The sequence below is a fragment of the Bradyrhizobium sp. 61 genome, from assembly GCF_023073075.1.
Taxonomy (GTDB): Bacteria; Pseudomonadota; Alphaproteobacteria; order Rhizobiales; family Xanthobacteraceae; genus Bradyrhizobium; species Bradyrhizobium barranii.
The window spans coordinates 341,221-364,996 of sequence record NZ_JADPIU010000084.1; the positions used below are offsets into that span (position 1 = coordinate 341,221).

Annotated in this window: 20 protein-coding genes; 9 read left to right on the forward strand and 11 right to left on the reverse strand. The window is 64.6% G+C overall.

Going from position 1 to position 23,776, the window contains the following annotated elements:
- Positions 1–48 precede the first annotated feature (48 nt).
- The gene (locus IVB46_RS35055; protein WP_247308264.1) at positions 49–2,415 is read left to right on the forward strand and encodes an MMPL family transporter; all 2,367 of its coding nucleotides are present in this window, start codon (positions 49–51) and stop codon (positions 2,413–2,415) included.
- A gap of 28 nt (positions 2,416–2,443) precedes the next feature.
- On the opposite strand, the gene IVB46_RS35060 is transcribed toward IVB46_RS35055, so the two are convergent.
- Both IVB46_RS35060 and IVB46_RS35065 read right to left on the reverse strand, forming a co-directional pair.
- On the reverse strand, positions 2,444–3,277 hold the full coding sequence (locus IVB46_RS35060) for a hypothetical protein (RefSeq protein ID WP_247308266.1): 834 nt from the start codon (positions 3,275–3,277) through the stop codon (positions 2,444–2,446).
- Between the two features lie 75 nt (positions 3,278–3,352).
- Complete coding sequence (locus IVB46_RS35065; RefSeq protein WP_028146949.1) at positions 3,353–3,850, reverse strand: hypothetical protein; 498 nt, start codon at positions 3,848–3,850, stop codon at positions 3,353–3,355.
- A gap of 457 nt (positions 3,851–4,307) precedes the next feature.
- Between IVB46_RS35065 and IVB46_RS35070 the strand changes: the two genes are divergently transcribed.
- The 6 genes from IVB46_RS35070 to IVB46_RS35095 all read left to right on the forward strand — a co-directional run bounded on the left by IVB46_RS35070 (position 4,308) and on the right by IVB46_RS35095 (position 10,468).
- Entirely contained in the window at positions 4,308–4,541 is a 234-nt protein-coding gene (locus tag IVB46_RS35070) for a hypothetical protein (protein WP_028143219.1), read from the forward strand.
- Between the two features lie 192 nt (positions 4,542–4,733).
- Complete coding sequence (hpnC, locus tag IVB46_RS35075) at positions 4,734–5,618, forward strand: squalene synthase HpnC (RefSeq protein WP_247308268.1); 885 nt, start codon at positions 4,734–4,736, stop codon at positions 5,616–5,618.
- Positions 5,608–6,447 (forward strand): presqualene diphosphate synthase HpnD, encoded by an 840-nt coding sequence (gene hpnD / locus IVB46_RS35080; protein WP_208085714.1) that lies wholly within the window; start codon positions 5,608–5,610, stop codon positions 6,445–6,447. Before hpnC ends, hpnD begins: the two co-directional genes overlap by 11 nt.
- Positions 6,447–7,703, forward strand: a complete 1,257-nt coding sequence (gene hpnE / locus IVB46_RS35085) for a hydroxysqualene dehydroxylase HpnE (RefSeq protein WP_247308270.1) — start codon at positions 6,447–6,449, stop codon at positions 7,701–7,703. Before hpnD ends, hpnE begins: the two co-directional genes overlap by 1 nt.
- 51 nt (positions 7,704–7,754) lie before the next feature.
- Positions 7,755–9,722 (forward strand): squalene--hopene cyclase, encoded by a 1,968-nt coding sequence (gene shc, locus IVB46_RS35090; protein WP_247308272.1) that lies wholly within the window; start codon positions 7,755–7,757, stop codon positions 9,720–9,722.
- Complete coding sequence (locus IVB46_RS35095) at positions 9,719–10,468, forward strand: phosphorylase (RefSeq protein ID WP_063984634.1); 750 nt, start codon at positions 9,719–9,721, stop codon at positions 10,466–10,468. Before shc ends, IVB46_RS35095 begins: the two co-directional genes overlap by 4 nt.
- A 166-nt stretch (positions 10,469–10,634) precedes the next feature.
- Here IVB46_RS35095 and hpnH read toward each other — a convergent pair whose 3' ends face one another.
- Both hpnH and ispH read right to left on the reverse strand, forming a co-directional pair.
- Positions 10,635–11,795 (reverse strand): adenosyl-hopene transferase HpnH, encoded by a 1,161-nt coding sequence (gene hpnH, locus IVB46_RS35100; RefSeq protein ID WP_063984632.1) that lies wholly within the window; start codon positions 11,793–11,795, stop codon positions 10,635–10,637.
- A 35-nt stretch (positions 11,796–11,830) separates the two neighbouring features.
- A complete protein-coding gene (gene ispH, locus IVB46_RS35105; protein WP_247308275.1) occupies positions 11,831–12,757 on the reverse strand; it encodes a 4-hydroxy-3-methylbut-2-enyl diphosphate reductase in 927 nt (308 codons plus the stop codon).
- A 462-nt stretch (positions 12,758–13,219) separates the two neighbouring features.
- Here ispH and IVB46_RS35110 point away from each other — a divergent pair, with 462 nt between their 5' ends.
- Positions 13,220–15,808, forward strand: coding sequence for an MMPL family transporter (locus tag IVB46_RS35110; protein WP_247308278.1), 2,589 nt, complete (start codon positions 13,220–13,222; stop codon positions 15,806–15,808).
- Here IVB46_RS35110 and IVB46_RS35115 read toward each other — a convergent pair.
- The gene (locus IVB46_RS35115) at positions 15,776–16,444 is read right to left on the reverse strand and encodes a DUF2147 domain-containing protein (protein ID WP_247308282.1); all 669 of its coding nucleotides are present in this window, start codon (positions 16,442–16,444) and stop codon (positions 15,776–15,778) included. The two genes, IVB46_RS35110 and IVB46_RS35115, sit on opposite strands and share 33 nt — an antisense overlap.
- A gap of 141 nt (positions 16,445–16,585) precedes the next feature.
- On the opposite strand from IVB46_RS35115, the gene hpnO reads away from it, so the two are divergent.
- Entirely contained in the window at positions 16,586–17,977 is a 1,392-nt protein-coding gene (gene hpnO, locus IVB46_RS35120; RefSeq protein ID WP_028146959.1) for an aminobacteriohopanetriol synthase HpnO, read from the forward strand.
- Positions 17,978–18,090: 113 nt separating this feature from the next.
- Here the strand turns inward: hpnO and IVB46_RS35125 are convergent, their stop codons facing one another.
- The 6 genes from IVB46_RS35125 to IVB46_RS35150 all read right to left on the reverse strand — a co-directional run bounded on the left by IVB46_RS35125 (position 18,091) and on the right by IVB46_RS35150 (position 23,630).
- The gene (locus IVB46_RS35125) at positions 18,091–18,858 is read right to left on the reverse strand and encodes an anti-sigma factor (protein ID WP_063984628.1); all 768 of its coding nucleotides are present in this window, start codon (positions 18,856–18,858) and stop codon (positions 18,091–18,093) included.
- On the reverse strand, positions 18,855–19,403 hold the full coding sequence (locus IVB46_RS35130) for a sigma-70 family RNA polymerase sigma factor (RefSeq protein ID WP_028146963.1): 549 nt from the start codon (positions 19,401–19,403) through the stop codon (positions 18,855–18,857). Before IVB46_RS35130 ends, IVB46_RS35125 begins: the two co-directional genes overlap by 4 nt.
- A 142-nt stretch (positions 19,404–19,545) precedes the next feature.
- Entirely contained in the window at positions 19,546–19,875 is a 330-nt protein-coding gene (locus IVB46_RS35135; RefSeq protein WP_247308286.1) for a cupredoxin family copper-binding protein, read from the reverse strand.
- 39 nt (positions 19,876–19,914) lie between these two features.
- Positions 19,915–20,856, reverse strand: coding sequence for a metallophosphoesterase (locus IVB46_RS35140; RefSeq protein ID WP_247308289.1), 942 nt, complete (start codon positions 20,854–20,856; stop codon positions 19,915–19,917).
- A gap of 260 nt (positions 20,857–21,116) precedes the next feature.
- Positions 21,117–21,998, reverse strand: a complete 882-nt coding sequence (locus IVB46_RS35145; RefSeq protein ID WP_247308290.1) for an alpha/beta hydrolase — start codon at positions 21,996–21,998, stop codon at positions 21,117–21,119.
- Between the two features lie 12 nt (positions 21,999–22,010).
- A complete protein-coding gene (locus IVB46_RS35150; protein WP_247308293.1) occupies positions 22,011–23,630 on the reverse strand; it encodes a GMC family oxidoreductase N-terminal domain-containing protein in 1,620 nt (539 codons plus the stop codon).
- Positions 23,631–23,776: the final 146 nt, after the last annotated feature.

Consider the following 23,776-nt stretch of genomic DNA (forward strand, 5'->3'; position numbering starts at 1 on the left):
GGACGCAATAAGCTCACAGACCCGAGCCGATTAGGAACTGGACAAGGCATGCTCGAAAAGCACCGCGAGAATGAGGTTCATGTCGACAAGGTCGAGCAGGGACCGACGTCCTCGATCGCCTTCGGGCTCGAGCGCATCGGGCTGATCGCCGTCCGGGCGCCGATCGTCTCCTGCATCGTTCTGCTCGCCCTGATCGTCGGTGCCGTGTTCGGCATTCACCGGATCAAGATCGACGATTCGCTGTCGCAGCTGTTCCGGTCCAACACGCCGGAATTCCGCCAGTATGAAGCGGTGACAAAGAAGTTCCCGGCCGAGGAATTCGACGTCCTCGTCGTGGTCGAGGGCAAGACCCTCCTGGCACGGAATAACCTCGAGAAGCTGCGCGACTTCGTCACCGACATGCAGCTGGTCGAAGGCACGCGTGGCCTGGTTTCGCTGTTCTCGGCGCGCCAGGCGCCGGCGCCGGGCAGGCTGCCGGCGGCGCTGTTCCCGCCCGAACTGCCCGAGGGCGCGGCCTATGACAAGTTCATCGAGACCGTCAAGAACAACGAGATCATCCGCGGCAAGCTGTTGTCGGACGACGGCACGCTGGCGCTGATCGTGCTGTCGCTCGATCCGGAGGTGGTCGCCTCCAGCAAGCTGACCAAGACCGTCGGCGACATCCGGGCGCTGATGAAGGAAGACCTCGGCAATACCGGCCTCAACGTGCAGCTCTCCGGCGTGCCGGTGATGCAGCTCGAGATCCGCAACGCGGTCGAGCGTGACGGGCTGACCTACAACATCCTCGGCATCCTCGCCGGCTGCGTTATCGCCATCATCTTCTTCCGCAAGATCTCGTTCATGGTCGCGGCGGCGTTCCCGCCGATGATTGCGATCCTGCTGGCGCTCGGTGCGCTCGGCTGGGCCAATTTCAATCTCAACATGTTCCTGAACGTGATGACGCCGCTCATCATGGTGATCAGCTTCTCGGACTCGATGCAGTTGACGTTCGCTGCGCGCGACCGGCTGATCGCAGGCCAGGACAAGTTCACCGCGTTCAAGAACGCCGTGCTGGTGGTGGGCCCAGCCTGCGTGCTGACGCACGGCACCGCCGGCATTTCCTTCATCGCGCTCCAGTTCTCCGACTCCGACCTGATCCGCAAGTTCGGCGAGGCGGGCTTGGCCGCCACCATCATCGCGCTGGTCGCGGTGTTGTCGCTGGTGCCGGTGTTCGGCGTGCTGTTGGTGCGCAACGAGAAAGTCTTTGCTTCCAAGTTCCAGAGCGCGGATGCCGGCGTCCAGGCGCTGCGTAATTTCTGCTACTGGATCGCGGTCCGCATGGTGGGTCGTCCCGGCCTGTTCAGCCTGATTGCGGTGTTGTTCGTCGCGGGCCTCGGCGTCATCTACGCCAATCTGGAGCCGCGCTACCGGCTCGCCGACCAGGTGCCGGACAAGCGCCAGGCGGTTGCCGCCAGCGACCGGCTCGATGCCAAGCTCACCGGCGCCAACCCTGTCAACGTGCTGGTCCAGTTCCCCAAGGGTGAGACGCTCTACTCGCCGGAGACGCTCCAGACCATCGCGGACGTGCATGCGACCGTCGAGAAAGCCGCCGGTGTCGGCAACGTCTGGTCGCTCGAGACCCTGCGTCGCTGGCTCGCGGACAAGGCCGGCAGCGCCGACGTCGCGACGCTGAAGGAATATGTCAACGTCATCCCCGAGCATCTGGTCCGGCGCTTCATCGACGCCGAGCAGGACGCCGTCGTGGTCGCAGGCCGCGTGCCGGACAAGGATTCCAGTCAGCTGCTACCGATCGTCGACAAGCTCGATTCCGAACTTGACGCCGTCCGCAAGAAGCATCCCGGCTACGAGATCGCGGTAACGGGTCTTGCCGCGATTGCCGCGCGCAACTCGGCCGGCATGATCGAGAAGCTCAACCGCGGGCTCACTGTCGAATTCGCGCTCGTCGCGATCTTCATCGGCCTTGCCTTCCGCTCCTGGGTCGTGATGTTCGCCTGTATCCTGCCGGGCATCTTCCCGGTGGTGATGTCGGGAACGGTGCTGTGGGCGATGGGCGAGGGGCTGCAATTTGCCAGTGTCGTCGCGCTGACCGTTTCGTTCGGCCTGGGCTTAAGCGCGACGATCCACTTCCTCAATCGCCTCAGGCTGGAGAGCAAGCCGGGCGTCGGTTCGGCGCTCGCGGTGGAGCGCGCGACCGTGCTGGTCGGCCCGGCATTGATCCTGACCACGCTGGTGCTGGCCTGCGGTCTCGTCGTCACCGTGTTCTCCGACCTGCCGTCGCTGCGGCTGTTCGGCTGGCTCAGCGCCTTCTCGATGGTGATGGCGCTCGTCGCCGATCTCTTCATCCTGCGGCCGACGGCGATGTGGCTGATCAACCTGCACGCCAAGCTGCAAGGCCCGGACAAGCCCGCGATCTGAGCGGGCGGCGGCATACGCCGCCCCTTGCTCACGCCTCGACCCGGACGATCCCGTACGGATTGAACTTGAAATCGTCCTCGGCGTAGTCCTGCTCCCGCGAGAGCATAAGCTTGCGGTCGCGTAGCGTCGCTTCGATGCCACTCTCGGCCATGGCGTTGGCAAGCTCCTCCATGAGCATCACCGCCGACCATTCGTTGCCGCGCGATTTCGCGACATAGATCTCCGGCAAGCCGACGAGGTGATAGCCGACGGTCTCGTAATAGCGATCGCCGCCGAGCGGACGCTTGGCGAAAGCAAGACGACACGCCTTGGCGACGGCGAGGGTCATGCCAAGCCCCTGACTGGTCTTTGCGCCCTTGCGTGCCTGATCGCCGAGACTGCGCCACCGCTCGAGGCCGTGGGCAACGCCGGCGCTTTCGCCCTTCACGGCGGTGGCACCGGCCTCGATCATCTCCTCGACGATGCGCAGGGCGGCTGCCGAAAAGGCGACTGCCTTCTGCTGCTCCAGCGGCGGGCTCAGCAGATAGAGCACCGCTTTGTGGCTGGCCACGGCCGCTTCGTCCGCGGCAGACCAGGCTTTCGGGAAGACGCGGTCCCAGCACACGCCGAACGACCGCTCCATGTGCGGATCGGGCTTGGCTTGCGAATAGGTGCGGTCGATCTCGAAGTTGAAATCCGCGATTGTCTTGGCTACCGCCTTCGGCGGATGCAGCAGGCTCTCGTCCTTGCCGAGGAAGCAGAGCACGTGACGCGGTTTTACCGACGAAGGCTGCATGCTCGTACCCTGCTGGTCATTGGCGAAGGCGCGGCTGGTTACGAAGAGCCCGGCGGCCTTGAGCAGCTGTCTGCGAATTGGGTCCATGTCCGCAACAATGTCAGCAAAAAGCCCCCGGCTCGCGAGAACCGGGGGCGTGTTCCTTATCCGCTGGGAAGGGCGTCAGCCCTTCGTCATCGTGATGTTGACGCCGCGGATCTCGCCCTTCGAGCTGATCTGCACCGTCTGCTTGGTGCCGTTGGTGCGCAGCGACAGGTTGGCGGCGAAGCCGTTGGCCTCGACGAACACCTCGATCTGGCCGCCGCCGGCGGTGCCCTGGAGATTGCCGAAGATGTTGCGGTTGGTCTCGCTCCAGTTGCCGGAGATTCGCTCGCCCTGGCTCGTCACGTCGCTGGTGAGGTCGAACTTGTAGCTGTCGGACGCGCAGTGAAGGGCCTGCTTGAGGCTGAGACCGGTGCCGGCGACCTTGTAGTCGGCCTTGCAGCGGATGCGCTCGGTGCTGCCATCGGACAGCGACACCGTGCCGGTGCCGCTCCACGCACCGTCGAAACCTGCAAACGGTCCGGACGACTGAGCATGGCTTGCCGAGACTGAGAAGAGCAGCGCAGCCCCGATGCCGGCCGCCTTGATTGCCTGTCCAGATCGCCCAAAGAATTGCATTTTGAATATCCCGTTTTCGAACGACGTTCGCTTAGGATGAACGTCTCGCCACATCGAAAGTTTAGTGTTCCGAGCCTGTGTCTGGTTCAAAGCCTGACGGCCAGGGACGGCGGTTCACGACGCCCTCGCGCCAGGTCAGGCTGCGCGATTCTCTCTGTTTCGGTGTGTTTCTGGCGGCAAAAGCAGGGCGGAGAGATGCAGCTCTGCAACAGGTGCGCATCAAAACGCGGTGTGCCAGAATTATGACGTAGTATCAATCTCTTACATCTGCCAATGAAGAGCGAGGGAAGACCTGATTTGGTGGCTGTGGCGCCAATTTGGCCGCATTTGCCAGTGCTTGTGCCTTCTCCGAGGCCGCACGTTCCGCGGCGACTTGCCATCAGAACAATCCGTTCCGGTCGTCCGCCCTTTGCTGTCCGGGATCGGTGTGGTTCTGCCGTCAGAATGAAGGAATACAATGCGTAAGCTTCTCGTCGCTCTCACCCTGCTGTCGGCATCCCTTTCGACGGCGGCATTCGCCCAGGCAGGACGCGGCACGGACGCGGAACAGAAGGCCTGCACGCGCGATGTGCAGAAGTTCTGCCGCCCGGTCATCGACCAGGGCGATTTCACCATCCTGGCCTGCCTCAAGGAGAACCGGGCCAAGATCTCGCAGGCCTGCGACCAGGTCCTGAAGACCCACAACCAGTAAGCTCGGCCACTGGCCTACCAAGGGCGGCCCCGGGGCCGCCTTTTCGGGCCGGATCCGGAAGGGCAGCCATCGAGAGACAGGATTGGTTTTGCGGCCGTATTCCCCTATATGGGGGCCGCGGCGGCATCGTCGGCATGAGCCCGCGCGAGCGAAAAAGCCCTTCCTGTCCAAACGATTGTAAACCAGCCCTCGATGACCTCTGCGAGCGAATTGCGATCCGGCAAGGGTGACCGCGACGAGAATTTTCCCGTCGCGTCCTGGATCATTCATCCGCGCCATCGTGCGCTGATCCTGGCGTACTACAATTTCGTCCGCACCGCCGACGACATCGCGGATCACGCGACGCTGCCGCCCGACCAGAAACTCGCTTATCTCGACCTGCTCGAGGCGGAACTGCTCGGCGAGGGCGACACTCAGGCCGAAGCTGTCATTCTGCGGCGGGCGTTGGCCGAGCGAGGCATGGCGCCGCGCCACGCGCTCGACGTGCTCATCGCGTTCCGCATGGACGTCACCAAGCTGCGCTACGAGAACTGGGACGAGGTCATCCACTATTGCCGCTACTCGGCGATGCCGGTCGGCCGTTTCATGCTCGACGTCCACGGCGAGAGCACGTCGACCTGGGCGGCCTCGGACGCGCTCTGTGCGGCGCTCCAGATCAACAACCACCTCCAGGATTGCGGCAAGGATTTTCGCGAGCTCAATCGCGTCTATCTGCCGCGCGACGCGCTGGCCGCGAGTGGCGCCTCGGTCGAGCAGTTGGGGCTGACGCAGTCGCCGCCGGCGATGCTGGCCTGCCTTCAGGCGCTCGCCGTGCGCAACGCAGCCCTGCTCGACGAGGGCAGGTCGCTGAGCGCGGATATCCGGGATTTCCGCCTCGGCGTCGACGTCGCGGTGATCCAGGCCTATGCCGATCGTATCGTGCGTCTGTTGAAGGTGCGCGATCCCCTGCGCGAGCGTGTGCATCTGAACAAGTTCGAGCTTCTCATTTTCAGCGTCGCCGGCATGATCGGCGAAGTCGGCCGCCGCGCGATCGGACGCAAGGCCATTTCCAGACCGGGGACTGCACATGACGCTTGAGGCGACCTCGCCCAGCGCCAATTACGGCTCGACCGCATCGAACAGCTCCTTCTACGCTGCGATGCGCATCCTGCCGCATGACCAGCGCGAAGCGATGTTCCAGATCTACAGCTTCTGCCGACAGGTCGACGACATCGCCGACTCCGACGGCCCGCGCGACGAGCGGCTCGCCGCGCTTCAGGAGTGGCGCAACGACATCGACGCGCTCTATCAGGGCCATCCGCCGCCGCGGCTGAAGGACTACGTCGCCTCGGTGAAGACCTTCGGCCTCAAGCGCGAGGATTTCCTTGCGATCGTCGACGGCATGGAGATGGACGTGCCGCAGGACATCCGCGCGCCCGACATGACGACGCTCGATCTCTACTGCGATCGCGTCGCCAGCGCCGTGGGGCGGCTGTCGGTGCGGGTGTTCGGCCTGCCCGAGGAAGACGGCATCCAGCTCGCCTACCATCTCGGTCGCGCGCTCCAGCTCACCAACATCCTGCGCGACATCGACGAGGACGCTGGCCTCGGCCGGCTCTACCTGCCGCGCGAGGCGCTGCTGCATGCCGGCATCACCTCCAACGACCCGAACCGCGTGATCACCGAGCGCGCGCTACCGAAGGTCTGCCAGCCGCTGACGCAGCGTGCGAAGGCGCATTTCGAGAAGTCTGACGAGATCATGAACCGCAACAAGCGCCGCGCCGTGCGCGCGCCGCGGATCATGTCGAAGTACTACCATTCCATTCTGGACCTCTTGATCGCGCGCGGCTTCAACGCGCCGCGCGAGCCGGTGCGTGTGTCGAAGGTCACGCGCATCCTGATCCTGCTCCGTTACGCTTTCATCTGATGCAAAAGACAGCTCACATCATCGGTGCTGGAATTTCCGGCCTCTCCGCCGCCGTGCGGCTCGCCAATGCCGGCTTCAAGGTCGCCGTGCACGAGGCGACGCATCAGGTCGGCGGCCGCTGCCGTTCCTATTTCGACGGCGCCACCAATCTCACCATCGACAACGGCAATCATCTGCTGCTGTCGGGCAACAGCCATGCGCGCGCCTATGCCCGCTCGATCGGCACCGAGGCGGGCCTCGTCGGTCCCGAACGCGCGCAGTTTCCGTTCGTCGACATCAAGACCGGGCAGCGCTGGCAGATCGATCTTGGCGATGGCCGGCTGCCGACCTGGGTGCTCGACGAGAGCCGCCGCGTTCCCGACACCGGGCTCAGCGATTATCTCAAGCTGGCGCCGCTGATCTGGGCGTCGGAGGAAACGCTGGTCGGCAAGTCCATTCCCTGCGAAGGCATCCTGTATCAGCGGCTGGTGCAGCCGCTGCTGCTTGCGGCGCTCAACGTCGATCCGCCCGAGGGCTCGGCCGGGCTTGCCGGCGCGATCGTGCGCGAGACGCTGCTTGCCGGCGGACAGGCGTGCCGGCCGCTGATTGCGCGCGACGGCTTGAGCGCCGTGCTGATCGAGCCTGCCGTGAAGTTCTTGCAGGAGCGTGGCCACACCGTTCAGCTCGGCCATGAGCTGCGTTCGTTTACGACCGGTGACGGCAAGGCCAGCGCGCTGAATTTCGGCGGCGAGGATGTGATCCAGCTCAGTGAGGGCGATGTCGTCGTGATGGCGGTGCCGCCGCGTGCCGCCGCGAGCCTGCTGCCCGGGCTGAAGACGCCGACCGAATTCCGCGCCATCGTGAACGCGCATTTCCGCTTTGAACCGCCGCCGGGCTCGGCGCCGATCCTCGGCGTGATCGGCGGCGTCGTGGAATGGCTGTTCGCGTTCCCGAACCGGCTCTCCGTGACCATCAGCAATGGCGATCGCCTGGTCGACATGCCGCGCGAGGAACTCGCGCAGGCGATCTGGAACGACGTCTGCAAGGCGGGCGGGGTGTCCGGCGAGCTGCCCCCCTGGCAGATCGTGCGCGAGCGCCGTGCCACATTTGCGGCCACGCCGGCCCAGAATGCCCTGCGTCCGGGGCCGGCCACTGCGCTGAAAAACCTGTTTCTTGCCGGCGACTGGACTGCTACGGGATTGCCTGCAACCATCGAGGGATCGGTGCGGTCCGGTGATCGCGCCGCCGATCTGGTTTTGGCCGCAAAGCGGCCCTGACGGGCATTGTCCCGGTCAAACTTCAATCGACTATCGGAGCAATCGAGCGACATGGATGCCGTGAACGCGACCAGCCGCGAAGCCTTGGAATCGGGCGTCCTGGAATCGAGCATTGCGTCGGCGACGCAAGGCGTTCTCGGCTTCCAGCAATCCGACGGCCATTGGGTGTTCGAGCTCGAGGCCGACTGCACGATTCCGGCCGAATACGTCCTGCTGCGCCATTATCTCGCAGAACCCGTGGACGCCGTGCTCGAGGCCAAGATTGGCAATTATCTCCGCCGCGTGCAGGGCGCCCATGGCGGCTGGCCGCTCGTGCATGACGGCGAGTTCGACATGAGCGCGAGCGTGAAGTCCTACTTCGCGCTCAAGATGATCGGCGATTCCGTCGACGCCCCGCACATGGTGCGTGCGCGCGAGGCGATCCATGCCCGCGGCGGCGCAATCAACAGCAACGTCTTCACGCGCTTCCTGCTTGCGATGTTCGGCGTGATGACCTGGCGCGCGGTGCCGGTGCTGCCGATCGAGATCGTGCTGCTGCCGTTCTGGTCGCCGTTCCACATCAACAAGATTTCCTACTGGGCCCGCACCACCATGGTGCCGCTGATGGTTCTTGCCGCGCTGAAGCCGCTGGCGAAAAATCCCAAGGGCGTCGGGATCGACGAGCTGTTTCTCCAGGATCCGCGCTCGATCGGCATGACCGCGAAGGCGCCGCACCAGAGCATGGCCTGGTTCGTGCTGTTCCGCGCGCTCGACGGCATTTTGCGCGTGATCGAGCCGATGTTTCCGAAGAGCCTGCGGCAGCGCGCGATCGACGCGGCGCTCGCCTTCACCGAGGAGCGGCTCAACGGCGAGGACGGCATGGGCGCGATCTATCCGCCGATGGCCAACATCGTCATGATGTATGACGCGCTCGGCAAGGACGAGAATTATCCGCCGCGCGCGGTCACGCGCCGCGGCATCGACAAGCTGCTCGTGTTCAACGGCGACGAGGCCTATTGCCAGCCCTGCGTCTCGCCGGTGTGGGACACGACGCTGACCGCCCACGCGCTGCTGGAAGCCGGCGGTGACATAGCCGTGCCTGCGGCCAAGCAGGGCCTCGACTGGCTGATCCCGAAGCAGGAGCTCGAGGTGAAGGGCGACTGGGCGGTGAAGCGGCCCGACGTACGCCCGGGCGGCTGGGCCTTCCAGTACAACAATGCCTATTATCCCGATCTCGACGACACCGCGGTGGTGGTGATGTCGATGGACCGCATGCGACGCGAGCACGGTGCGACCGGCTATGACGCCGCGATCGACCGCGGCCGGGAGTGGATCGAGGGCATGCAGAGCGACGACGGCGGCTGGGCCGCCTTCGACGTCAACAACCTCGAATACTATCTGAACAACATCCCGTTCTCGGATCATGGCGCGCTGCTCGATCCGCCGACCGAGGACGTCACCGCGCGCTGCATCTCCATGCTGGCCCAGCTCGGCGAGACCGAGAAGTCCAGCAAGCATGTGGCCGACGGGGTCGCCTACCTCAGGAAGACCCAGCACCCGGAGGGGTCCTGGTACGGCCGCTGGGGCATGAACTTCATCTACGGAACCTGGTCGGTGCTCTGTGCCCTCAACATGGCCGGCGTCCGCCATAACGACCCGATGATTCGGAAAGCCGCCGACTGGCTGGCCTCGATCCAGAACAAGGACGGCGGCTGGGGCGAGGCCGCCGTCAGCTACCGTCTCGACTACAAGGGCTGGGAGGCGTCTCCCTCGACCGCCTCGCAAACGGCATGGGCCTTGCTTGCCCTGATGGCTGCTGGCGAGGTTGATCACCCGGCCGTCGCCCGCGGGGTGGAGTACCTGATTGCAACACAGAACAAAAAAGGACTGTGGGACGAGCAGCGGTACACCGCCACAGGCTTTCCTCGTGTATTCTATCTGCGTTATCACGGTTACCCGAAGTTCTTCCCGCTGTGGGCGTTGGCGCGGTATCGGAACTTGCGGAACACCAACAGCAGGGTGGTAGGGGTCGGGATGTGACTTTGGGGACGGGGGACTATCTGACCGTGGGTAATGCCATCGACCCGCGGCCGATATTGATCGTGACTGGACTGGTTCAGGAGGCCCGTATCGCGGCTGGGCCCGGAATGGCGGTCATTTGCTCGTCGAGCAGCCCGACCCAGTTGCGGGCGCTGCTGACGGTGGTGGATCCCGAGACGATTCGCGGCGTGATCTCGTTCGGCGTGGCCGGCGGGCTCGACCCGACGCTGCGCTCCGGCGACGTCGTGCTGGCGACCGAGGTGCTCTCCGGCGATACCCGCTGGGCCGCGGGCCTGTCGCTCGGCGACGACCTGATCGACCGCCTGACGTCGGGCCGCCGCCGCGTGGTGCGCGGCAGCCTTGCCGGCGCCGAGGAGGTGGTTACGAAGCGGTCCTGCAAGGCGGCGCTGCATTCGGAAACCGGCGCCTCCGCCGTCGACATGGAGAGCCACATCGCGGCCGCCTACGCCGCCGAGGCGGGGCTGCCCTTTGCCGCGGTCCGCGTCATCAGCGATCCCGCCCATCGCGCGCTGCCGGCGCTCGCCCGCGCCGCCATCAAGCCGAACGGCCAGATTGATCTCGCCGCCGTGCTCCGTGGCATCGTGCGCAATCCGACCACGCTGCATGCGCTGGTCTCGACCGGCATCGACTTCAACCGCGCGCTGCGTAGCTTGCGCGGCTGCCGCGACTATTTGATCGGCACCGAGCTCGTCGACAGCGAGGCCCTGGTCTCCAAGGCGGCCTGAGCGACTTCCTCGATTCAGTAAAAGACAAAGGCCCGGTCGCGCGACCGGGCCTTTTGTTTTTGTGTCCGTAGCCCGGATGGAGCGGAGCGCAATCCGGGGTTTTGCAATACGGAGGACCGTCCCGGATTTCGCTTCGCTCCATCCGGGCTACAGGACTGCGTTGTGACTACGCGGCGGTCGACGCCTTCCGCGCGGCCTTCTCCTGCGCGGCGGCGGCTTCGTCCTTGCGGATCTCCGACAGGCGCTTCTGCACTTCCGCCGAGAAGATGTACTGCGCCGGACGCTGCTTGGTCATGTCGATCTCGGGCGCCATCGGGCCCGTGGTCCTGATGCCGCGCAGCGACACCCACATCGCCTTCAGCGGGTGGCTGATGGCAGCGGTCGCAGCCGTCGGCTCGTAGCCGCAATGGGCCATACAGTCGGCGCACTTCTCGTACTTGCCGGTGCCGTAGGTTTCCCAGTCGGTGGTGTCCATCAGCTCCTTGAAGGTTTTTGCGTAGCCTTCACCGAGCAGATAGCAGGGCTTCTGCCAGCCGAAGATGTTGCGCGCGGGCATGCCCCACGGCGTGCACTCGTATTCCTGGTTGCCGGCGAGGAAGTCCAGGAACAGGCCGGAATGCATGAAGTTCCACTTCTTGCCCTTGCCCATCGCGAAGACGTCGCGGAACAGCTTCTTGGTCTTGGTGCGATTCAGGAAGTGCTCCTGGTCCGGCGCACGCTCATAGGCATAGCCCGGCGACATCGAGACGCCGACACCGAGCTCGACGGTGAGGTCGAGGAATTTCGCGATCTCCTCGGCCGGATGGCCGTCGAAGATGGTGGCGTTGACGTTGACGGTGAAGCCGCGCGCCTTGGCCGCCTTGATCGCGGAGACGGCGCGGTCGAACACGCCCTTCTGCGACACGGCCTTGTCGTGATGGTCCTTCAGGCCGTCGAGATGCACCGAGAAGAACAGGTACGGGGAGGGCGTGAACAGGTCGAGCTTCTTCTCGAGCAGCAGCGCGTTGGTGCAGAGCGAGACGAACTTCTTGCGTTCGACCAGGCCACGCACGATCTCGCCGATCTCCTTGTGGATCAGCGGCTCGCCGCCGGGAATGGCGACCATCGGCGCGCCGCACTCGTCGGCCGCGTCCCAGCACTCCTGGGCGGTCATGCGGCGGTTGAGGATCGCATCCGGATAATCGATCTTGCCGCAGCCGACGCAGGCGAGGTTGCAGCGGAACAGCGGCTCCAGCATCAGCACGAGCGGATAGCGCTTGCGGCCAAGCAGTTTCTGCTTGAGCAAATAGCCGCCGATACGCATTTCCTTGAAGAAGGGGATAGCCATTACAAGTTTCTTTCTGGGCTAGGAATTCGGGTGGGTCAGCTCGCAGCCAGTTCGGCCGGAAGCCGGAATTCGATGTTTTCCTCGCGGCCCGGCAGCACCGAGACCTTGACTGGTCCGATCCGCCGCATCGCTTCGATCACGTCATCCACGAGTACCTCAGGCGCCGAAGCGCCGGCCGTGACGCCGACGCTCTTGGCATCTTTCAACCACTCCGGATTGAGCGCGCTGCCGTCGGCAATCAAATAACTCGCGACGCCGGCCTCAGTGCCGATTTCGCGGAGCCGGTTCGAGTTCGAGCTATTGGCAGCGCCCACCACCAAGATCACGTCGACCAGCTTGCTCAAGTCCCTTACCGCAGATTGGCGGTTCTGTGTCGCATAGCAGATATCCCGGATATCCGGGCCTTGAATATCTGTAAAGCGGGCCTGGAGGGCCGCAATAATGTCCTTGGTGTCGTCGACCGACAGGGTGGTCTGGGTGATGTAGGCCACTGGCGTATCTGCCTGCAGCGTCAAGGCCTTAACCTCTTCAACGCTTTGGACGAGCAGCACCGGGGCGGGAACCTGGCCCATCGTGCCCTCGACCTCGGGGTGGCCGGCATGGCCGATCAGGATCAGGGTGCGGCCCCTGGAGATGTAGCGTTTCCCCTGATTGTGAACTTTCGTGACCAGGGGGCAGGTGGCATTGAGCACCGGAAGGTCGCGCGCGGCAGCCTCTTCCTCGACGCTGCGGGCGACGCCATGGGCACTGAAAACGGTCACGGCTTTCGGCGGAACCTCGGACAGTTCCTCGACGAAGATCGCGCCCTTGTTCTTCAGGCTCTCGACCACGTACTTGTTGTGCACGATCTCGTGGCGCACGTAGACGGGCGGGCCGTACTTCTCCAGCGCCCGTTCCACGATCTCGATCGCACGCACCACGCCCGCGCAAAAGCCGCGCGGCTGCGCTAGATAAACTTCCATAGGACGCCCATCACGCAATTTGCACCAATCCGCTTCTCAAGTCCCCGGCGGCACTTCGATACTGTCCAATGAGTTGCAATAACCGCACCATTGGTTTCGCGCACGCGGTAACCGCCCACCCTACCTGGGCCCCGGCGCATGGAGGCACAGCACTTTGTGTCAAAAAATCGGCAAAAAGGAAAGACCGGATGAAACCCTGGTTCCGTTACCGTGCGCATCCGCGGTATTATAATAGGGCATGCGCTCTGAGCAAAATGGCGACATTTGTGCTCACCGCTTCGCCACTTTCCCGCCTCAAGTCACCGGCTATACCGACCGCCCCGCATGATTTTGCCTAGGTCTGTCGCCGTTTACCTCGAACCTTCGTGCGGCGAGAACCACTCAAAACAGCAATAGGTTTCGCCGGGGAACTCCGATAAACAGCGGGCGTTTCCGGCAAGCTGTTAACCGCAGAAAGAAAAGATGCTGCAAAGCGTAGTCGTTGCCATCGTCAGGGCCTGCACCCGGTTTGCCTCCCTCGTCGTCGTTCTCGGGCTCCTGCTTTCGGTCGGGGCGGGCTATTACACGTCTAAGCATTTCGCCATCAACACCGACATCAATTCGCTGATTGCCCAGAATTTGGACTGGCGCCAGCGCGACCAGCAATTCGACCGTGCCTTCGACCGCGACGCGACGATTCTCGCGGTCGTCGAGGCCAGGACGCCGGAGATGGCGACCGCGGCAGCGGATGCGCTCTTCGCCAAGCTGAAGGACAACAAGACCGACTTCCAGTCGATGCAGCAGCTCGGCACCGGCGAGTTCTTTGAGAAGAACGGCTTGCTGTTCCTGCCGACCGAAGAGGTCGGCAAGATCACCAGCCAGTTCGAATCCGCAGCGCCCCTGGTCGAGATCATGGCCGGTGATCCCTCGATCCGCGGCCTGACCGGCGCGCTGGAGACGGGACTTGCCGGCGTCAAGCGCGGCCAGGTCAAGCTCGACAATACCGCGCGGCCCTTCAATCAGATCGCGCAAACGGTCGAGACCGTGCTCAACAAGGGCAAAGCGAGCTTCTCCTGGCGTGAGCTCGTCAGCGACGAGCCGCTGACGGATTCCGATAAGCGCGCCTTCATCGAGTTCAAGCCGATCCTGGACTACAACGCGCTGGAGCCCGGCAAGGGCGCCACCGACGCGATCCGCAAGGCGGCAGTTGATCTGGATTTTGCGAACAAGTACCAGGCACGAGTGCGACTGACCGGTCCGGTCCCGATCGCCAACGAGGAATACGCCACCGTCCAGGAAGGCGCCGTCGTCAACGGCGTCGGGACTGTGCTGGTCGTGCTGCTCATCCTGTGGATGGCGCTGCACTCGTCGAAGATCATTTTCGCGGTGTTCGTCAATCTCTTCGTCGGCCTTGCGCTGACGACCGCTGCCGGCCTGATGATGGTCGGCTCGTTCAATTTGCTGTCGATCGCGTTCGCCGTGCTGTTCGTGGGACTGGGCGTCGATTTTGGTATCCAGTACAGCGTCCGCTACCGCTCGGAGCGCTACAAGCACAACGATCTCTCCGGCGCGCTGGTGCTTGCCGCCAAGCGCTCCGCGGTGCCGCTGTCGCTGGCGGCAATGGCGACCGCCGCCGGCTTCCTCTGTTTCCTGCCCACCGATTACAAGGGCATCTCCGAGCTCGGCCAGATCGCCGGCGTCGGCATGCTGGTGGCGTTCCTCTCCAGCATCACCGTACTGCCCGCAATGCTGAAGCTGTTGAACCCGCCCGGTGAGCAGGAGCCCGTCGGTTATGCCTTCCTGGCGCCGCTCGATTACTTTCTGGAGAAGCACCGTGTGCTGGTCGTGGGCGGCACGTTGCTGCTGGCGCTCGCCGGCCTGCCGCTGCTCTACTTCCTGAAGTTCGACTTCAACCCGATGAACCTGCGCAACCCGAAGGCCGAGTCGATCGCGACCTTCCTCGATTTGCGCAAGGATCCGAACACCGGCGCCAATGCCATCAACGTGATGACCACGTCCGAGGAGCAGGCGAGGCAGGTCGAGGCGAAGCTGGAGAAGGTGCCGGAGGTGCTGCGCGTGATGTCGCTCGACAGCTTCGTGCCGACCGACCAGGCGCCAAAGCTGAAGCTGCTCGCGCAGGGCGCCAAGGTGCTCAACCCCGCGCTCAATCCTGACCAGGTCGACGCTGCGCCAACGGACAAGGAAAACGTCGAGGCGTTGAAATCCTCGGTCGACAATCTGCGCCGGACCGCCGGTGACACGAAGGGCCCGGGCGCCGTCGCCTCGCGCCGGCTGGCCGACGCGCTCGAAAAGCTCGCCAATGGCGACGAGGCCACGCGGAACAAGGCGCAGGACGTGTTCGTCACGCCGCTGAAGATCGCGTTCGACCAGCTCAGGAACGCGATGCAGGCCGGGCCGGTCACCCTGGCCTCACTGCCCCCCGAGCTCGTCAGCGCCTGGAAGAGCAAGGACGGGATCATCCGCGTCGAGGCGCAGCCGAAGGGCGATCCCAATGACAACGACACGCTGCGCAAGTTTGCAGCGGCCGTGCTCGCTGCCGAGCCGACCGCGATCGGCGGGCCGGTCTCGATCCTGAAATCCGGTGACACCGTGGTGAAGGCGTTCATCCACGCCGGCATCTACGCGCTGCTGGTGATCGGCCTGTTGCTTTGGATCACGCTGCGGCGGTTCGTCGACGTGCTGATGACGCTCGTGCCGCTGCTGGTCGCCGGCGCGGTCACGCTCGAAATCTGCGTGTTGATCGGCCTGCCGCTCAACTTCGCCAACATCGTCGCGTTCCCGCTGCTGCTCGGCGTCGGCGTCGCCTTCAAGATCTATTATGTCGTGGCCTGGCGCTCTGGCAGGACAAACCTGCTCCAGACCAGCCTGACGCGCGCGATCTTTTTCAGTGCGCTGACGACGGCGACCGCGTTCGGCAGCCTGTGGCTGTCGAGCCACCCCGGAACGTCCAGCATGGGCAAGCTGCTCGCACTCTCGCTGGTGACGACGCTTGCCGCAGTGCTGCTGTTCCAGCCGGCCCTAATGGGCAAACCCCGCAATCTCAGGGAGTAGGCAGATGTCGCCGACCGGGTCGGCGGCGTTCTTCTGACCGGGCTTGGCGGTGGTGGTGGCGGTCTTCTGGGCTGCGGGGGCAGGGGCCGGCGCTGTGGCGCTGGCGCCGGTCGTGCCGGCTGTTGTGGTGCCGCCGTTGTTGCCTTGGGCTTTCGGCGCCGCGCCGGTGGGCTTCGGCGCGCCCTTGGCCATGGCGTTGGCGGTGCTCAAAGGAATCGGCGGGGCGACGCGGGTCCAGGTCTCGCCGCCGCAGAGGAAGCCCATCACGCAGCCCTTGATTTCGAGCTGGTCGGTGCCGACGGTCGTGATGGTTGCGCTGTAGAGCTGGCCGTCCTTGGCGTTGTAGACCTGCCCTTCCCACTGATCGACGCCGGGCTTCTTCTTCATGTCGATCAGGGTCGCCATGCCCAGCGTCGGCCTGGTCTTTTTCGACGCATCCGGATTGTATTCATCGCGGCCGCCGGGCTGTTTTTCCCAGGAAACCGCGCCCCACATGCTGCCATTGCATTGGGCGACACGAATGTTGGCGACGGCGTCGGCGACCCGCCAGTCGCCGGTGGGATCGGCGGCGAGCGCGGGTGTCAGGCAGGTGTAACCACCAGCCAGTATTAGTCCGGTGTAAAGGGCTAAACGCATGATAGTTCCTTGGCAGTGCAACATGGTTTAAAGCTGTGCTTGCGAAGATGGTCCGAAAAAGGGCAAAAGGCCGCACAGACCGTTTTCGGTAACGGTCCCTTTTCAGTTGACGAGCCGGCCCTCAAGCGAAGTATGTAGCGGATGCACAGCCCAAATCCAGACATGTCTCAGCTATTCGCGGACCGTCAGGCCCAGCGCAGCACCCTGCATAATCGGTATCTGAACGAACAGTTCGTTCGGGTTCTCAAGACCATCGGCTACGATGTCGGCTTCCAGAAGGGGCAGGGGCAGTACCTCTACGATCGCGAGGGGGCGCGCTATCTCGACCTGTTGTCCGGCTTTGGCGTGTTCGCGATCGGGCGCAATCACCCTGTCATGCGCGAGGCGCTCAAGAGCGTGCTCGATGCCGACCTGCCCAATCTGGTCCAGTTCGACGTCTCGGTGCTCGCCGGCGTGCTCGCCGAGCGGCTGCTGAAATACGTCCCCTATCTCGACAAGGCGTTCTTCGCCAATTCCGGCGCCGAATGCGTCGAAGCCGCGATCAAGTTCGCGCGCGGCGCCACCGGCCGTCCCGGCATCGTCTACTGCGCCCACGGCTATCATGGCCTGACCTACGGCGCGCTGTCGCTGACAGGTGATTCGAACTTCCGCACCGGCTTCGAGCCGCTGCTGCCCGGCTGCACCTCGATTCCGTTCAACGACCTCGCCGCGCTCGAAAAGGCGCTGGCCTCGCGCGAGGTCGCGGCTTTCGTCGTCGAGCCGATCCAGGGCAAGGGCGTCAACATGCCCACCGACGAGTTCCTGCCGGGCGCTGCCGCACTCTGCAAGAAATACGGCACGCTGTTCGTCGCCGACGAGATCCAGACCGGCATGGGCCGCACCGGCCGCTTCCTGGCGGTCGAGCACTGGAACGTCGAGCCCGACATGGTGCTGCTGTCGAAGTCGCTGTCCGGCGGACACGTGCCGGTCGGCGCCGTGCTGACGCGCAAGAGCATCTTCGACAAGATCTTCAATCAGATGGACCGCGCCGTGGTGCACGGCTCCACCTTCTCCAAGAACGATCTGGCGATGGCCGCGGGCATCGCGACGCTCGACGTCATGGAGTCCGAGAAGCTGATCGAGTCCGCCGCCAAGCGCGGCGCCGAGCTGCGCCTCGCGCTGACCCGCATGGTGCCCGGCTACGAGTTGATGAAGGAAGTGCGCGGCAAGGGCCTGATGATCGGCGTCGAGTTCGGCCCGCCGAAGTCGCTGCGGCTGCGGGCGTCCTGGAACGTGCTGGAAGCTGCCAACAAGGGCCTGTTCTGCCAGCTCATCACCGTGCCGCTGTTCAAGGACCACAAGATCCTCACGCAAGTCGCCGGTCACGGCAGCCACACCATCAAGCTGCTGCCGCCGCTCACCATCACCGAGGAAGACTGCGGCTGGATCGAGCGCGCCTTCGACGACGTCATCGCCGGCAGCCACAAGGTCCCCGGCGCGATCTGGTCGCTCGGCAAGACGCTGGTGGACAACGCGGTGCGGCGGTCGGCGTAAATTCGCCGATCTATCTCAGCAATCGTCATTGCGAGCGAAGCGAAGCAATCCGGTATGCCTCTGCGGATGCGGGCTAGATTGCTTCGCTCCGCTCGCAATGACGCTGGTTTCAGCTACCCCTCCACATTCGCCTTCATCGCCGCCTCGAACTTGTCGACGAATTCGGCGAGCTCGTCGGCGCCGATATCGCTGACGGCCCAGAAGTTCAGGCCGCGATTGCCCCAGCGGCGGCAGTTGAAGCCCTGCATTGTCTCGGTCTTCGGCGCGCGATATTCCGCGTTCGATGTCTGCGATACGAACAAATTGATCACGTGCTGCCGGCGCTTGTAGACGACGGCGCCGATGGCGCGGGCGTCGATATAGTCGAGCCGGCCGCCGACCAGCGTGAAGCCTTGCGCGGTGAGATCGATCACGGGCGGGGCGACGTCGAGCTTGCCGTTGAACCACGGCTTCACGGTGTGCTGGTCGGTGGAGACCACGTCGATGAGATGGCCGGCCTGAAGCGAGCGCAGATGCGCGGAGACGACCTCCGACAGGATGCGCTGCTGGTCGTCCTGGCGCAGCACCACGGCGACGACGCCGGAGGCGGCGAGCGCGGAGACGGCCGAGCCCATCGCAAAGCCGCGCAGCACGGAGCGGCGGGTCGGTTGCCGGCGCTGCGGCTGTGGCAGCGAGGCTTCGATCCGGGCGCGCAGGCTAGCCGGCGCGGCATAGCGCAAATCGGTGTCGGCGAGCACGCGCTGCATCTCGCGTTGCGCGGCAAACTCCGCGGCGCAGTCCGGGCAGCTGGCAATGTGGGCTTCGACCTCGCGCGCGTGGCCGGCATCGAGCTCGTTGTCGAGCAGCGCGTGAAGCAGGATTTTTGCTTCGTCGCAGGTCATCTCGAGTGCTCCTCTTCCGCCGTCCAGGCCGCGCGCAGCATGGCGCGGGCGCGGGCGAGGCGGGACATCACGGTGCCGACGGGGGCGCCGACGGCCTCGGCGATTTCACGATAGGACAGGTTGTTGATCTCCCGCAGCACGAATGTTTCCTTGAACGGTTCGGCGAGCGCGTCGATCAACTTGCGGATGGCGCCGGCATCGCGGCTGCGCAGCACCTCGGTCTCGGGGCTCGCCTCGCTCTCCTGCCAGATCGGCGTCTGCTCGGCGGCGCCGGGCGTATCCTCGATCGCGCTGGGCCTGTGCGCGCGCCGCGCATATTCGGCGTTGCAGACATTGCGCAGGATCGCGAACAGCCAGGGCTTCATCGCCGGCCCGCGATAGCTGTCAAAGTGCTTCAGCGCGCGCAGATAGCACTCCTGCACCGCGTCCTCGGCGTCGGAGGCATCGCGCAGCAGATAGCGCGCGAGCGTGTAGACGTCGTCGAGATAGGGCAGCGCGGCTTCGCGGAAGCGCTGCGCCTTCTGCAAATCGTCGTTGGCGGGCATCGCTCCTCGCTTTGCCTCTTGTTCTGCGCGTCGCGTTGTTTCGTCCCTGTTTGTTTCGTCCCCGTGTGTGACGGAAGGCACACGAGCCCGGCCGGCGTGGGACCACCGGCCGGGCAAGACGTTGATGCCTTGGTTTGAGACGTTACTCAACCTTGATCATCCCCGTCATGTGCGGGTGCAACGAACAAAAATATTTGTAGTCGCCCGCATTGGTGAAGGTGAACGAGAACTTGTCGTCGGTGTCCAGGGCCTTGGACCTGAACTTGCCGGCCGACACCACGGTGTGGGGGATGTCGTCCCGGTTGGTCCAGGTCACGGTGGTGCCGAGCTTGATCTTCAACTCGGCCGGCTGGAAAACGAAATTGTCGATATGCACTTCCATGTCGTCGTCGTCGGCACGGGCCGTCGTTGCGGGCAAGAGGATGGCCGCGACCACGGCGACACCGAAGTCGCGGCGATTGAGTGTTTTCATTGTCAGCTTCCGTTCAGCCTTTTTCCGTTCAATCTTGGATCAACCCTGCAGCGGCGTGTCGATGATCGCGAGCCGCTGCTCGTTCTGCTTGAAGTTGATGCTGGCGACGCCGAGCATGCCGCGCAGCTTTGCGTCCTCGACCTTCATCGGTCCGGGCGAGGGCGCGGACCCCGGCGCCGGCTGCGGGAACGCAGTCGAGCGCGCGGTGTGGAAAGTGACGTTGCCCTCGACCTTCTGCATCACCTGATGGATATGGCCGTTCAGCACGGTGACGGAGCCGAAACCCTTCACGTGTTCCAGCGCGCGGCCGCCGTCCTCGGTGCCCCAGCCCCATTCGGGATAGACCGTCCAGAGCGGGATATGCGCGAACAGCACGATCGGTGTCGATTTCGACTTGCCGCGCAGATCGTCCTCGAGCCAGGCGAGTTGCTCGGCGCCGAGATTGCCGAGACCGCCGCCCTTGAGGTCGACGACGTTGACGAGGCCGATGAAGTGTACGCCGCCGGCGTCGAACGAATACCAGCCTGCACCCTTGGTGCCGCGGCCGTAACGCTCGCGATAGAATTTCACCTCCTCGTCGAGAAAGTCATGCTCGCCAGGCACGTAGTGCACGTCGAGCTTGCTCTGCGAGATGATGCGGTCGGCATTGTCGAACTCGGCGGCCTTCGACAGGTGCGTGATGTCGCCGGTGTGGATCATGAAGGAGGGTTTTGCCGGCATTGCGTTGATCTTGTTGATGGCCTCCTCCAGCGTGCCGAGCGCGTTGGGGTTCGCCGGCTTGTCGAAGCCGACATGGCTGTCGCTGATCTGGAGGAAGGTCATGCCGGGCGCGGCTGCCGTGGCGGCCTGCGCGGAATCGATGATACCGAGCGAGCGCGGCACGCCGCCCGTGATGGTCCAGAGCACCCCGGTGCCGGCCCAGGTCATGCATTCCAGCACCTTGCGGCGGCTGACGCCGTCCCCGTGATCGTGTCCGCTCATCGCACGTCTCCTCTCGCCCGGAATTGGGCTTCGGGGAGGTGATTGAGGGAGGGGGAGGCTTATTCCCGGATACGATGACGTTTTCGTGAGGTGGGGATCTCGTGTCCCGGACGCGGTGCAGCGCCCAAAAGCGCGTTCACGCGCGTCTTCGACGCGTTATGGCGGTGCGCCGCAGAGCCGGGACCCACGCGGCTCGGGTTGTCTGGGCCCCGGCTCTGCGCAGCAGCGTTGCACGCTGCAGCGCGTCCGGGGCGCGAGACCTACTCTGTGAACTCCCGCACGGCGGCCACCACGCGCTCCGGCACTTCCTGCGCCACGCAGTGCCCGGCGCCCGCGAAGACCAGCGTGCTGACACGCGGAATCAGCGACACGGCGCGTCGCGCCATCTCCTTGTAGATCGGCCCCGACTTCGCGGCGGTGGTGACGCGCACTGGGCAGTCGATCTCGGTGAGCGAGACAAACGGATTGCCGCGGACATCGCCGACATAAACCTGCTCCATCGCCTCGTAGATCGGACGCAGGATTGCGAATTCGATCTCGGGCGTGCAGCAAAGCCGAACCCCGCCATTCTCCAGCGGCACGAAGCCGTGGCGCACATAGGCCCGCAGCGATGGTTCGGTCCAATCGGCAAACGCCGGCGCTGTGCGGTAGCGCTCGAACACGGTGTCGGCACTGTCGAATTCGGCCCGCCGGCGCAGCGTGCCCTGGACGCGGGTGAGCGAGTCTTCGCTCAAGCCTCCGGGCCGCGCCGCGCGCGGGTCCATCACGGTCGGCTCCATCACGAACAGGCGCGTGAAGCGTCCGGGCCGAAGTTTCGTCGCGAGCAGGAGATCGGTCGCGCCGGCGCTGTGGCCGATGCCGTAGATGTCGCGCAGATCGAGCGCATCGATCACCCGGCAGACATCCTCGGCATAATCAAGGAAATGATAGGCATCGGGCTTGTGGCTCGCGCCGTGGCCGCGGCGGTCGAGCGCGTAAACGGTGCAGGTCGATGCAAGCTCGCGCGCGACCTCGTCCCAGACGTCGGCGACGAAACCGGTGCCGTGCACGAGCAGCGCGGGCGGCCTCCCGCTCTCGCCCCATTGCAGCATCGCGATCTGCGCGTCAGTGGGGCCAATGGAGAAGCGATGTGGATTGATCATGGGGACGGGACGCTACTTCGCGTCCTCCAAAATCATCGTCGCGCCCTTCTCGGCGATCATCGCTGTCGGCGTATTGGTATTGCCTGACGTTATCGTCGGCATGATCGACGCGTCGATAATGCGCAGGCCGCTCAGGCCGTAGAAACGCAGCCGCTCGTCCACCACCGCCATCGGATCATTCGCCGCGCCCATCTTTGCGGTGCCGACGGGATGGAAGATGGTGGTGCCGATGTCGCCGGCGGCCTTGGCGAGCGAGGCATCGTCGTCGCCGACGGTGGGGCCGGGCAGATATTCGCTCGGGCGATATTTGGCGAGCGCCTTCTGCTGCATCAGTCGCCGCGTGGTCCGGATGGCGTCTGCGCCGACCTGGCGGTCGTCGTCGGTCGACAAATAGTTCGGCGCAATGATCGGCTTCTCGTCCGCGCTCGCCGAGCGCAGCCGCACCGTGCCGCGCGAGGTCGGCTGCAGATTGCAGGCGCTCACCGTGATCGCGGGGAAGCGGTGCAGGGGATCACCGAACTTGTCGAGCGACAGCGGCTGCACGTGGAACTGGATGTTGGCGCGGGCGCGCGTCGCGTCGGAGCGGGTGAAGATGCCGAGCTGCGACGGCGCCATGGTCAGCGGACCGCGACGGCGGAAGGCGTAGTCGAGCCCCATCAGGCCACGGCGGAACAAATTGTAGTAGGTCTCGTTCAGCGTGCGCACGCCCTCGACCTTGTAGATCGCGCGCTGCTGGAGGTGGTCCTGGAGGTTGCGACCGATTCCGGGCTTGTCCATCACGATGTCGATGCCGAGCGGCGACAGCCAGTCGGCGGGACCAATGCCGGAGCGATGCAGCACCTGCACCGAGCCGATGGAGCCTGCCGAGAGGATCACCTCGCGCTTGGCACGCGCCTCGATGACCTCGCCATTCTGGATGAAGCGTACGCCGACGGCGCGGCCCTGCTCGATGATGAGACGATCGACCAGCACGTTCTTCTCGAGCCGCAGATTTTGGCGGTTCAGTGCGGGCTTGAGGAAGCCGCGCGCCGACGACCAGCGCCGGCCGCGCTTCTGGTTGACGTGGAAATAGCTGGTGCCTTCGTTGTCGCCGGTGTTGAAATCGGGAATGCGCTTGATGCCCATCTCCTCGGCGGCGTCGCCGACGGCGTCGAGAACGGCCCATGACAGCCGCGGCGCCTCGATGCGCCAGCCGCCGCCGGTGCCATGATGCTCGCTCGCGCCGAGGAAGTGATCTTCGAGTTTCTTGAACAGCGGCAGCACGTCGTCATAGCCCCAGCCGGTCATGCCGAGCTGGCGCCAGTGGTCGTAATCGGCGGCCTGTCCGCGCATCGAGATCATGGCGTTGATCGCCGAAGAGCCGCCGATCACCTTGCCGCGGGGATAGGCCAGCGAGCGGCCATTGAGACCGGGCTCGGCCTCGGTCTTGAACATCCAGTCCGAGCGCGGATTGCCGATCGCGAAGAGATAGCCGACCGGAATGTGGAACCAGATCCAGTTGTCGTCGCCGCCGGCTTCGAGAATGAGGACGCGATTCCCTGATACGGCCGAGAGGCGGTTGGCGATGATGCAGCCGGCCGTGCCGGCTCCGACGACAATGTAGTCAAACTCACCTTCGAGGCGCCTCGGCATTCTGCTTCCACCCAAACAGGCGTCATGCCCGGGCTTGTCCCGGGCATCCACGCGCTTTCCGTCCTAATAGTCAGACGTGGATGGCCAAGACAAGCTGGTGGCAAGCCCGGCCATGACGAGAGCACAGGGGACCCTCGATCCGCGGG